Here is a 12,132-nt window from a genome sequence, read left to right as displayed (position 1 = left end):
AGATAAAGGCTTATTATACTCAAGCGAGGAGGATTTACATGAAGAAAACGCAAAAGAATAAAAGAAAAAAAGGAGGTCTAGTTTTTCCGATTATTAATGGAACCATTCTAATTTTGATTGCACTTATCTGTTTTCTTCCATTTGTCAATGTGATCGCAAGTTCATTTGCCTCTACCCAGGAAGTGGTAGCAAGAAAGTTTATCTTATTTCCACGTACTTTTTCTTTGGATGCCTATCGCTATATTTTATCAACCCCTACCCTCTTTAAATCATTAGCTGTTTCGATTGGAGTAACGGGTATCGGTACTTTGGTTAGTATGGTTCTAACTGCTTTAATGGCGTACGGCTTATCCAGAAGATATCTAGTGGGGAGAAATTCAATTAATTTTATTGTTGTTTTCTCCATGCTGTTCAGCGGCGGTATGATTCCAACCTTCTTAGTTGTAAAATCCGTCGGTTTAATTGATTCTTATTGGTCATTAATCTTGCCTGTTGCCATTAATGCGTTCAACTTAATTATTATGAGAAACTTCTTCCAAGCCTTACCTGATAGTTTAGAAGAATCGGCTAAAATGGACGGCTGCACAGATTTTGGTGTCTTTGTTAAAATCATGCTGCCGCTGGCATTACCATCCATCGCTACCATTTCTTTGTTCTATGCAGTCACCTATTGGAATACGTATATGACGGCCATTCTATACATTAATGATTCTACTAAGTGGCCGATACAAGTACTATTACGACAAATTGTCATTGTCTCTAGTGGTATGCAAGCCGAAGGATCCTCAGTAGATGTCGTACCGCCTGCTCAAACGATTAAAATGGCTGTAATTGTAATTGCTACTGTTCCAATGTTAATTGCTTATCCATTTGTGCAAAAATACTTCGTTAAAGGTGCGTTAGTAGGATCTGTAAAAGGATAAAATAGATACTCATCAAAAAAGGCTTCTGCTGCTGCAGAAGCTTTCCTAATGCATATATTCTTTACGATAATCTCCTGGGGTCATTCCCAACTTCTTTTTGAAGAAACGGATAAAGTTTTGGGAATTCCGATATTGCAAGCGTTCAGCGATATCTTTCACCGCCAAATCGGTATCCTTTAACAAGGTTTGTGCCATTTGGAGACGGTAATTCATTAGATAGTCTACAAAGTTCTCCCCATACTCCTTTTTAAATACATTGCTTAAATAGTTAGGGTTGTAATGCAACCGATCTGCAATAATATCCAGGGAAATTTCCTGGTCGTATTCGGTTTGTACGATATATACGATTTTTTCAGATAAGGATTTAAACCCTCTTTCTGTCTTATCGTGTGTACTTATAATGACGGGTTTAATTAAATCGTTAATTAACATTTCCTTAATTTTTTCTGGATAATAGGCATTTATGGCTGCTTGATATAGTTTCTTTATATTTTCGAAGATTTTTGATTCAGCACCTAATAGTTGTCCTAATTGTACCAGCTCATTTATTACTCTTATTAAGGTAACTCCCAAGCTAATAGGATTTTTATTTAGACGAAAAATCTCATCGACAAGCAGGTCGACCATGTTCATGACGTCTTCCTCATGACCAGAGCGAACAGCATTTAATAACTCATTAAGTAATTCGACAGGGAATTTGGAAATGGACGCATCATTTAACATCGAAGAAATATCATTATAGAATATAATGGATTCTGGTCCAACATTTACTCGGTAATGAAGCGATTCTTTTGCTAAATCTACCGCTTTTTTACTATCAATTAACGATTCATAGATGGGGCTAATACCAACACTTATAATGATATTCAGCGATTTTTTCACTTCATCTCGGATTTCCTCATAAAACTTCATAATTCGCCGTTCAGGTTCTTGATCACTTTTATCTAAGATAAAGATTGTTGCCTGCATTTCATCATTTAAAACGATTGGATTTAACCGTTCATCCTTAGGTACAATTTCTCCCACGATATTATTAATCGCCAATAATAAAAGATTTTTATCTCCAACTTGTTGATGATCCATGCTGTCAATTTGAATCAAACCAGTATAAAACACCTTTTCCTCATCAAAATGGTAGCCAAATTGCTCTAAACGATTCATCACATCGTTTTCAGAGATTCGTTTTCTAAATAAACTTAAAACAAATAATGTCTCTAATTGAGGTTGTTGCATAGACAGGCTGGCGGTTAACAGTTCGTTTTGTCCAACAATTTTATCGATCGAGTCTGACAAAAAGGAAAGTTCATTTTGTTTTTTATGTACCCCCTGAATGTCCAGTTTTTCCTGTATTTTCTTTATCGGTCGTGTGTATGAAACCGCCAATACATATGAAATAATTCCTACCAAAACAATCAATAGGGCCGAGACAATAAAAAGTCCTACTCTCGTATTATGAATAATACTGCCAATCTCATTTTCATCTATTTCCACTACATAAAGCCAATGATTATAGTCAGACTGCATATAAACATATTTCTTTCCATCATCTGTTTCTAAAACATTGGCAGGTTGCCCGCTTTTATTAGTCACTGCATTAAAATCTTGAAAGCTTCCTTTTTTCACTTCACTATCCTTCTTCATGCTCGAGTAAAGTAATTGATTTTTTTTATTATAAATTTCTACTCTATTGTTTTGGTCACCAATAATCTGTTCAATACTTCTTCTGGGAATATACGATATTCCTAACGCGAATTTTTCCCTTTTATACATCGGTAAAGTCATCACCATTTCGATTCCAGATTTTATCGGTTTCCAAAAAAGGTTATTGTTAATATTGTTAATATATGTATTTTTGTATTCAGTAACCTCCTCCGCTGTTAGTGACTTCAAAGAACCGCTAATAATTCCCCAGTTGCCTTCCAAGCTTACTAAACTATTATTGCTGCCTTCTATTCCCATCATTTCTATGTAACTCATCTCTTTTTTGATATCTCGGTATATAGCAAAATCTTTACCTGACAAAGGATTCTTAAAGATTTCTTCGAATTTAGAAGTTGCACTATAAGCAGTATAGCCATACTCGATTGTTCTTACTTTTTGTTCAACATTGTTAAGAATTTGTTTTGTATAATTTTTCTTGTCCTTTAAGAAACTTTCCTCAACGGAAGTATAAGTGGAATTATAGATAAATATGCTAAATCCAATGACAAGCCCTGTACCTACTAAGAAAAACGGGATAAACAGCTTGTAAAACACTCTTGCTCGTCTCAATAATTTCACTCCTTCATTAAATGTTTCTTCTTCCATGTATAAAAAATTAAATTTTCAAAAATTTGATAACGCTTACGTAATGATAAACTACAAATTCTATATTTACAAGACTATGTAACCGAGCATCTATATCTAGTATTTTATATGCATTGACACAAAAACCGTTAGATTATACAATGTTAACGTTAACATTTTCCCATTCACTTCAACTATCTCCCCTCTGTAATAACCTTGATGAATGAAAATAGGGTCTATTTTTGTTTTAACATAAAAATGTTAACGTGTACATATGCATTTAGCAGGTATTATTAAGAAATTTTTATAAATGGGAGCGCTGAGAAAAATGGAGAATCAAATCACGATTTATATTGCAGGAGATTCAACAGCTGCTATGAAACTACCTGAAAAACGGCCAGAAACGGGCTGGGGGGAAGCATTTCAAGCTTACTTTAAAGAGAATGTCAGGATTGAAAATCATGCCATTAATGGACGCAGCACAAAATCATTCATAAACGAGGGTCATTTAGCTGCAATCGAAAAAAGCATTCAACCCGGAGATTTCTTAATTATCCAGTTTGGTCACAATGATCAAAAAATAGAAGATCCAGAACGCGGAACGCTCCCTTATGGTGACTATCAGGAGAACCTCGGCCAATTTATCCAGGTGGCTTTTCGAAAAAATGCCTATCCACTACTTTTAACATCCGTCACTCGAAGAAAGTTTGAAGAGGACAAAATTGATTACATGTCAGTTGGAGAATATCCCCAGGCAATGATTCAATTTGCAGAGAAAAACCATGTACCTGTTATAGACATACATAGGATTACCACCGAATTTATAGGAAAGATTGGCAATGAGGAATCAAAAAAGTACTACTTGCATTTACCTCCGGGTCAATCCGAAAACTATCCTGAGGGGATTATCGACAACACCCACTTCAATGAAGAGGGTGCAAAAAAAGTGGCTCAATTAATTATTGAAGCAATCCAACAAAGTGACTTACCACTAAGAAACCTACTAAAATAGTGAACTACTATATTTTTCAGCCATTATAGGGAGTTGAATCAATGGAAGAGTCATTTGTACAGCAAATCTATAATAAAAATCAGAAAAATTCCTTTAAGGTACTAGTAGGATTATATAAAGGAAATTACTTAAGAATATTTTATTCGGCTGTTTTTTTTATCATTAAACATATCCCCGCTTGGGTAATGCCCATTGCCATTGCAAATGTAATTAATGCAGCTACGATTCAGGATGGCGGTGGCATTCAAACGATTTATCTTAATGCGATTGTTATGTTTATATTGGTACTGCAAAACATCGTAACAAATTATTATCATACTAAACTGCATAGCTATGCAATTCGTAGTGTCGAATCAGGTTTACGTGCCTCGCTTATAAAAAAACTGCAAGAACTTTCGATTCCCTATCAAAAGGAGATGCAGTCTGGCAGGCTCCAATCGAAAATAATGCGAGACGTAGAAGCTGTCCAAACACTCTCCTCACAAGTGTTTGTCAGTAGTTTAAATATTCTAGTTAATCTAGTAGTTGCCTTAGCAATTACGTTATACAACAGTCCTACTGTATTTCTATTTTTTATCTTAACTGTACCGATTTCTGCTCTTATCATTGTGGTTTTCCGTAAAAAAATCAAAACCTCAAACTCTGAATTTCGTCAAGAAATGGAAGAAACCTCTGCCCGTGTGATTGAAATGATTGAATTAGTGCCCATTGCTCGTGCGCATGCGTTAGAGAATCAAGAGGTACGCCGTTTAAATCGCCGATTCCAACAAATATTAACAAAAGGGTTTCAATTAGACATCATTCAATCATTATTTGGTTCTGTCAGTTGGGCTAGTTTTCAAGTTTTTCAAATTATTTGTTTAGTTTTCACGGGTATTTTGGCATTACGTGGTTCTATTACTCCAGGTGAAGTGGTGATGTATCAAACGTACTTTACAACTGTAGTAAATTCTGTATCTAGTATAATAACTTTAATACCCACTATCGCGAAGGGCCTGGAATCGGTTAATTCGATCGGCGAAATTTTAACAGCAGGTGAAGTTGAAAATCATGAAAACAAACCAAAAGTTAAACAAGTAAATGGAAATTTTTCCTTACAACAGGTTTGTTACCGGTATCCTAATAGTGATCAAACGATTCTCCAAGATATCAACTTAGAGGTTAAACAAGGAGAAACTGTCGCATTTGTCGGCGAATCTGGTTCTGGAAAATCAACCATTTTGAATTTACTCATTGGGTTTATTCAACCTACTGATGGAAAAATTCTTTTAGATGGTCATGATATGTCCTCCATTGATTTACGATCCTTTCGATATCATTTAGCAGTAGTCCCTCAAGCAACCATTTTATTCTCTGGAACCATTCTTCAAAATATAACTTATGGCATGCCATCTGTTACAGAAGAAGAACTAAAAAGGGTTTTAGTAGCTGCAAACCTTTGGGATGTCATTCAGAAGCTTCCTGATGGATTGAACACGAAAATCGGAGAACATGGGGATAAGCTGTCAGGAGGTCAGAGGCAAAGGGTATCAATCGCGAGAGCATTAATTCGGAATCCAAAGGTCATAATTTTAGATGAAGCCACTTCAGCATTAGACAGCCATTCTGAGAAAAAGATTCAAGAAGCCTTGGATACTTTATGTCATGGCCGGACTACTTTTATCGTGGCTCACCGTCTTTCGACTATTCGTAATGCAGATAAAATAGCAGTTATCGAAAACGGACGTTGCGTAGAATTCGGTACCTACGATGAATTAATGGTTACTAAAGGGAAGTTTTATGAGTTGAAGCAATTACAAATGTAGCAGACTAGCAAAAAGGATAATACTTGATGCTAAGGAAACCAAGCCAGGCATCTTTTTTTTACCAGTTTGGGATTGTGCCAATAAACCGAGGCTCCACAAATTATCGGAACTTTCTGACCAGGTTTGTGCCGATAAATCACGGGTCCACAGATTAGCGTAACTATCAGACACGGTTTGTGCCGATAAACCAAGGCTCCACAAATTATCGATACTATCTGGCCGGAATTGTGCCGATAAACCCAGCTCCACAAATTATCGGAACTATCTGGCCGGAATTGTGCCGATAAACCCAGCTCCACAAATTATCGGAACTATCTGGCCGGGATTGTGCCGATAAACCCGGGCTTCCCAAATTATCGGAACTATCTGGCCGGGATTGTGCCGATAATCCCGGGCTTCCCAAATTATCGGAACTATCTGGCCGGGATTGTGCCGATAAACCTAGCCGCCACTAATTATCGGAACTATCAAGACACACCCAAAAAAACCCCTTTTGAGCGACTGTATCACTGTCTCCTCAAAAGGGATTTTTTAGTGTCATATTAAAGCGTAACTCCACTCTTAAAAATCGAAATCTCTCTAAAGTCATTTTTCTCATTATTGACAAATTCGCCGCTTGCAACTTGAACAATATAATCAACAAAATTATTCAACACTTGTTCTGGCATTACCCCATCATCCAACAATGTTCCTGCATTAAAGTCAATCCAATGTGGCTTTGTTTCATAGATTTGGGTGTTAGTTGAAATTTTCATCGTTGGCACAAAGGTTCCGAACGGTGTTCCCCGACCTGTCGTAAACAAAACCATCTGACAGCCGGCCGCACCAAGCGCCGTTGAAGCAATCAGGTCATTGCCCGGGGCACTTAAGAGATTTAAACCTTTTGTTTTAAGTGTTTCGCCATATTTTAAGACATCGACTATGGTGCTTGTTCCCGCTTTCTGTGTGCATCCAAGGGATTTGTCTTCTAGTGTCGTAATCCCTCCAGATTTGTTCCCTGGGGAAGGGTTTTCATAAACAGGTTGCTTATGGCGCAAAAAATATTCCTTAAAGTCATTAATCAGATCCACAATCTTATCAAAGACCTTTTCATCGGCAGCACGTTCCATTAATATCGTTTCTGCACCAAACATTTCCGGGACTTCAGTGAGGACGGTTGTGCCCCCTTGTGCAATTAAATAATCTGAGAATTTACCTAGAAGCGGGTTGGCAGTAATGCCAGAAAAACCATCAGATCCACCGCATTTTAAACCTATTTTCAATTCAGATAGAGGAATGGGTTCTCTTTTGTCATTTTTAGCATTTTCATAGATTTCCATGACCTGTTTAAAACCTTCTTCGATTTCATCGGTAACATTTTGAGAGATCAGAAATTTCACTCTCTCCTCATTTACTTCACCCAACGCCTTTTTAAACTCTGGCAGCTCATTATTCTCACAGCCAAGACCTAAAACCAAAACACCGCCTGCATTGGGATGTTTTACTGCATTAATCAGTATTTGCTTTGTGTTTTCATGGTCATCACCTAATTGTGAACATCCATAGTTATGTTTTAACACAAGGACGTTGTCAAACGGGCTAATGTTGCCAACATGACGCTCAAACCGCTTGATAATCTTCTCGGCAATTCCGTTGACACAGCCGACTGTAGGCACAATCCATAATTCATTCCGAATTCCAACATTACCATCTTCTCGACGATATCCCTGGAATGTTCGATTTTCATTTTTATATAGATTCGGAGATTCCTTAAACATATATTCGTATTCCTGTGTTCCTGATAGATTCGTTTTGGTGTTATGGGTATGAACATGTTCACCAGGTGTAATCATCCCCAGTGCATGGCCGATTGGATAACCATATTTAATAATATTATCATTGAGGTAAATATCTTTTATAGCTATTTTATGGCCACGGCTGATGTCTTCTTTTATTTGTATATTCTTGCCATTAATATGAATGGTTTCATTTTTCTTAAAGTTTCTAAGTGCTAGAATAATATTATCGTTGTCGGTGATTTGAAGAAAATCTTTCATTTTATCTGCCTCCTACTAAATGGATTTTTCAAACAATTCTTTAAGAGCTTCCTTAACGCCCCTTTGATAGATAGTAAGGAGGTTGGTACTGACGGTATTTTCTAGATTTTGAATAGAAGTCAAATCCATCCCCCATAACCTTTGCTCCGCCAGGACCTTATTCACCAGTTCTGCCATTGTTTGTTCTTGCTGATCAAATTTTTCCCACTGAGTTTTAAAGAACTGAATAATTTCTGGATTATCTTGTAGTTCTATTACCTCATTCCCTCTGATTCCCCGATAAAAATAAAGCAGGCAGCTAAGTGAAAATACTATACGCTTTGGCAGACTATTATAGTTTTCAACATAATCCAATAAGGCAGGCAGGTTTCTAGTCTGAAATTTAGAAATAGAATTTAAGGCAATGCTCATTAAATAATGCTTGATATACGGATTAGCAAAACGGCTAATCACATCATTTGCATAGCTTGCCAGCTCTGTTTTACTACCCTCTAAAGTAGGGATTATTTCCTCTGTGATCATTTTTTTAATAAACATGCCTACTTCTTCATGATTTATACTATCTTCCACCGTGTTTAAACCGTAAAGATAAGCAACCGGAGTCATAGCTGTGTGTGTACCGTTTAATATCCGGACCTTCCGTATTCTGTAAGGAGTTAAATCATCGACAATCAGTGTGTTTAGCCCTGTCCCTTCCACTTTCAGCTCATTTTTTATCCATTCTGGTCCCTCAATGACCCAAAGATGATATGGCTCCCCTACCACCATTAATTCATCCTTATATCCAAGTTGTTGGGTTTTTTCATTATAGGAATCGCTCGGAAATCCTGGTACAATTCGGTCGACAAGGCATGAACAAAAGGTATTAGCGTTCTTTATCCATTCAATAAATTCATCCTCAAGGTTCCATGATCTTGCATATTGGAATACGATTTCCCTCAGCACTTCCCCGTTTCTTTCAATTAGTTCACATGGAACGATAATGCACCCTCGATTTTCATCACCGGCAAACGCCTTGAAACGGTGATAAAGGAATGCAGTCAGTTTCCCTGGAAAACTCTTTTGCGGCCGATCCTCCAACTGATCTGTCGGGTCAAACACAATTCCCGCTTCTGTCGTATTTGAAATGATAAATCGGAGATCTTCTGTCCCTGCGAGCTTGATATATTCCGGATAATCGGTAAATAAATTAATACCTCTGCTGATTGACTCGATCACTTGATGCTGATTTACTAATTGACCTTCTTCTATGCCCTGTAAATAAAGGGTGAACAGTCCATCCTGTTTATTCAGCCTTTCAATCTTGTTATTGCCCCGGGGCTGAACAACAACTACACTTCCATTGAAATTCGTCTTCTCATTAAGAACTTGGATTTGCCAGTCAATAAACCCTCTTAAAAAGTTTCCTTCCCCGAACTGGAGCACCTTCTCGGGATATGAGGTATATTTCTGGTGTATTTTTTGATTTAGTCGTTGCACGAATCCTTCCCCTTCCTAAAATGCACACGTTAACATTTTTATCTATAAAGAAAGGTTAAAACTAACCTCTCTTCTTAACCGAATCTCTTATGATTAGTTCTGTATTGGTAAAGACTTTTTCGGTTTTTTCTTCTTGGCCTGTTACCAGTGATAGGATTTTTTTCGCACCTAGTATACTGATTTGTTCTACCGGTCGTTTTACCGTTGTTAGCTTTGGTGTTGTATACTGGGCAAAACCAATGTCATCAAACCCAATAATGGATATGTCATTCGGGACATTCAATCCACTAGCAAACACGGCATTCATTGCACCAATGGCCATATCGTCATTTGAACAAAAAACGGCTGTCGGAGGCTTGCTTAAGGAAAGTAATTTTTCCATTCCCCGATATCCGCTTTCCATATCATAATTTCCGCTCACGGAATACTCAGGTTGAATCGAAATGCCATTTTCAATCAGCGCAGTAAGGTAACCGTCCTTACGCATTTGCGTAGATTTAAAGGTTGGAATTCCTTCAATAACTGCGATGTCTGTATGTCCGCAATCAATCAGATACTGGACAGCTTGTCTTGATCCCTCTGTATCGTTGGATAAAATGTTGATGATGTAATCTTCCTCAATTTCTCTGTTAAGGACAACAAGAGGAATTTCTTTTTGCAGTACATGATAAATAAAAGCATGATCTCGTACACTTTGGCTCATCACGATAATTCCGTCAAATCTTTGTGGATTAATACTCGAAAAATCCTGATAATCATCGATGCCACGGATAAACAAGTTATATTCTTGGGTAATGACACTATTTACACCTTTAATTGTATCAGCAAGAAAGCTTGCGGAAGTCCCATTACTGATGCTGGTTAAAAATAAACCAAGCGTATGAGACTTCTGCATAACCAGACTTTTGGCATTATAATTTGGTGAATAATTTAGCTGGGAAGCAATTTCAAGGATTTTTCTCCTTGTTGGCTCTTTGATAAGAGGGCTGTTATTCAGTGCCCTAGAAACAGTTGTATGAGATACGTTGGCCAATTTAGCAATATCTTTAATCGTAACCATTGTCTGACCTTCCTTTTGCATTCTCTATTTTCGTTCATTATACCTTATCTGCCCCGCCCCGCCAGCTCTTATCCATTAATTATTAGAGATATGTTCGACTTTTGCTGTTTCCTGAAAATCAAAATAATTTTTAGCATTGTGATAGGATATTCCTTGAACGATATTTCCAAGTAAATCCATATCACATGGAACCTCACCGTTTTCAACCCATTCTCCAATTAAATTACAAACCAGTCTCCGGAAATATTCATGTCTTGTATAAGATAGGAAACTCCTTGAGTCAGTAAGCATTCCGATAAACCGGCTGAAAAGACCAACGGAAGACAATGCCTTCATCTGCTCAAGCATACCTTCCTTTGTATCGTTGAACCACCAAGCTGTACCGAATTGAATTTTCCCTGGAGTCCTGCCGTCTTGAAAGCTATTAATGATACTTGCAATTACCACATTATCGGCTGGATTTAAAGAATAAATAATGGTTTTGGGAAGCTTGTTTTCCTGCTCTAACGCGTCGAGAATTTTTACTAACGGCTTTGCAATCTGGTCATCGTTAATAGAATCATAACCGGTGTCGGGACCAAGAATCTTAAACATCCTGCTATTATTGTTACGGTGAGCATTGATATGGAACTGCATCGCCCAGTCGAGCTCTGCATATAGCTTCCCAAGATAAATTAACGTGAACGTTTTGAACTTCTTTTCTGCTTCAAGAGAAATCACACTGCCAGACGTTCTTTTAGCAAAAATTTCAGCCACTTCTTCAAAGCTCGCCTCTTCATATACCATAGAATCTAAAGCATGATCTGACACTCGCCCGCCTGCCTCATGGAAAAAATGAACGCGTGATTCAAGTGCAGCAAGGTAATCTTCATAATTATTTATATCAATTTCTGCAGCTTCTCCAAGCTTAGCCACCCAATCAATGAAGCCTTCTCGATTTATTTCTAATCCTTTATCCGGTCTGAAACCTGGTACAACACTTACTGAATAGTCATTTTCTTCTCTTAACTTTAGATGGTATTCAAGGTTGTCGATCGGGTCATCTGTGGTACAAACCACTTTTACCTTTGAATTTTTAATAAAATCCCTGACACGAAATCCTTCCTCGTTTAATTTAGCATTTACTTTTTCCCAAATAGTCGGGGCACTTTGTTCATTCAAAATATCATAAATTCCGAAGAAACGTTGTAATTCTAAATGGGTCCAGTTATACAAAGGGTTACCAATGGTCATCGGGATGGTTTTTGCCCAAGCAAGAAATTTATCATAATCACTTGCTCCACCAGTGATATATTCTTCTTCAATTCCATTCGCCCTCATGGCTCTCCATTTGTAATGGTCACCATACAACCAGGCTTCCGTAATATTTTTAAATTTTTTATTTTCATAGATTTCTTTCGGGCTTAAATGACAGTGGTAATCAATAATTGGCATATCTTTTGCGTAATCATGGAATAAAGTGATTGCGGTTTTATTTTTCAGTAAAAAGTTTTCATCCATAAATTTTCCCATTCTGCACCATCCTATTTTT

Annotated in this window: 8 protein-coding genes; 3 read left to right on the top strand and 5 right to left on the bottom strand. The window is 37.3% G+C overall.

The window, feature by feature from the left end:
- Window positions 1-38 precede the first annotated feature (38 nt).
- A complete protein-coding gene (locus QNH29_RS11430) occupies window positions 39-923 on the top strand; it encodes a carbohydrate ABC transporter permease (protein WP_283864889.1) in 885 nt (294 codons plus the stop codon).
- A gap of 45 nt (window positions 924-968) precedes the next feature.
- Here the strand turns inward: QNH29_RS11430 and QNH29_RS11425 are convergent, their stop codons facing one another.
- On the bottom strand, window positions 969-3,230 hold the full coding sequence (locus QNH29_RS11425) for a helix-turn-helix transcriptional regulator (protein ID WP_283864888.1): 2,262 nt from the start codon (window positions 3,228-3,230) through the stop codon (window positions 969-971).
- A 307-nt stretch (window positions 3,231-3,537) separates the two neighbouring features.
- Here QNH29_RS11425 and QNH29_RS11420 point away from each other — a divergent pair, with 307 nt between their 5' ends.
- Together QNH29_RS11420 and QNH29_RS11415 are read left to right on the top strand one after the other, a co-directional pair.
- On the top strand, window positions 3,538-4,221 hold the full coding sequence (locus tag QNH29_RS11420; RefSeq protein WP_283864887.1) for a rhamnogalacturonan acetylesterase: 684 nt from the start codon (window positions 3,538-3,540) through the stop codon (window positions 4,219-4,221).
- Between the two features lie 41 nt (window positions 4,222-4,262).
- Window positions 4,263-6,026: an ABC transporter ATP-binding protein gene (locus QNH29_RS11415; protein ID WP_283864886.1), complete on the top strand. Its 1,764-nt coding sequence runs from the start codon at window positions 4,263-4,265 to the stop codon at window positions 6,024-6,026.
- A 542-nt stretch (window positions 6,027-6,568) separates the two neighbouring features.
- On the opposite strand, the gene QNH29_RS11410 is transcribed toward QNH29_RS11415, so the two are convergent.
- The 4 genes from QNH29_RS11410 to uxaC form a co-directional block, all read right to left on the bottom strand.
- Window positions 6,569-8,062, bottom strand: a complete 1,494-nt coding sequence (locus QNH29_RS11410) for a UxaA family hydrolase (protein ID WP_283864885.1) — start codon at window positions 8,060-8,062, stop codon at window positions 6,569-6,571.
- A 15-nt stretch (window positions 8,063-8,077) separates the two neighbouring features.
- Window positions 8,078-9,541 carry a tagaturonate reductase gene (locus QNH29_RS11405; protein ID WP_283864884.1) on the bottom strand — a complete coding sequence of 488 codons (1,464 nt, stop codon included), beginning with the start codon at window positions 9,539-9,541 and terminating at the stop codon, window positions 8,078-8,080.
- 61 nt (window positions 9,542-9,602) lie between these two features.
- Complete coding sequence (locus QNH29_RS11400; RefSeq protein ID WP_283865605.1) at window positions 9,603-10,601, bottom strand: LacI family DNA-binding transcriptional regulator; 999 nt, start codon at window positions 10,599-10,601, stop codon at window positions 9,603-9,605.
- A gap of 75 nt (window positions 10,602-10,676) precedes the next feature.
- The gene (gene uxaC / locus QNH29_RS11395) at window positions 10,677-12,113 is read right to left on the bottom strand and encodes a glucuronate isomerase (protein ID WP_283864883.1); all 1,437 of its coding nucleotides are present in this window, start codon (window positions 12,111-12,113) and stop codon (window positions 10,677-10,679) included.
- Between the last annotated feature and the right edge of the window lie 19 nt (window positions 12,114-12,132).

The organism is Neobacillus sp. DY30 (assembly GCF_030123065.1).
Classification (GTDB): domain Bacteria; phylum Bacillota; class Bacilli; order Bacillales; family Cytobacillaceae; genus Neobacillus.
This window is presented reverse-complemented; position numbering and strand designations above follow the sequence as displayed.

Coding starts and splice junctions, on each gene's coding strand:
- QNH29_RS11420 (WP_283864887.1), top strand. CDS start 3,538: ATGGAGAATCAAATCACGATTTATATTGCAGGAGATTCAACAGCTGCT.
- QNH29_RS11430 (WP_283864889.1), top strand. CDS start 39: ATGAAGAAAACGCAAAAGAATAAAAGAAAAAAAGGAGGTCTAGTTTTT.
- uxaC (WP_283864883.1), bottom strand. CDS start 12,113: ATGGGAAAATTTATGGATGAAAACTTTTTACTGAAAAATAAAACCGCA.
- QNH29_RS11425 (WP_283864888.1), bottom strand. CDS start 3,230: ATGGAAGAAGAAACATTTAATGAAGGAGTGAAATTATTGAGACGAGCA.
- QNH29_RS11410 (WP_283864885.1), bottom strand. CDS start 8,062: ATGAAAGATTTTCTTCAAATCACCGACAACGATAATATTATTCTAGCA.
- QNH29_RS11415 (WP_283864886.1), top strand. CDS start 4,263: ATGGAAGAGTCATTTGTACAGCAAATCTATAATAAAAATCAGAAAAAT.
- QNH29_RS11400 (WP_283865605.1), bottom strand. CDS start 10,601: ATGGTTACGATTAAAGATATTGCTAAATTGGCCAACGTATCTCATACA.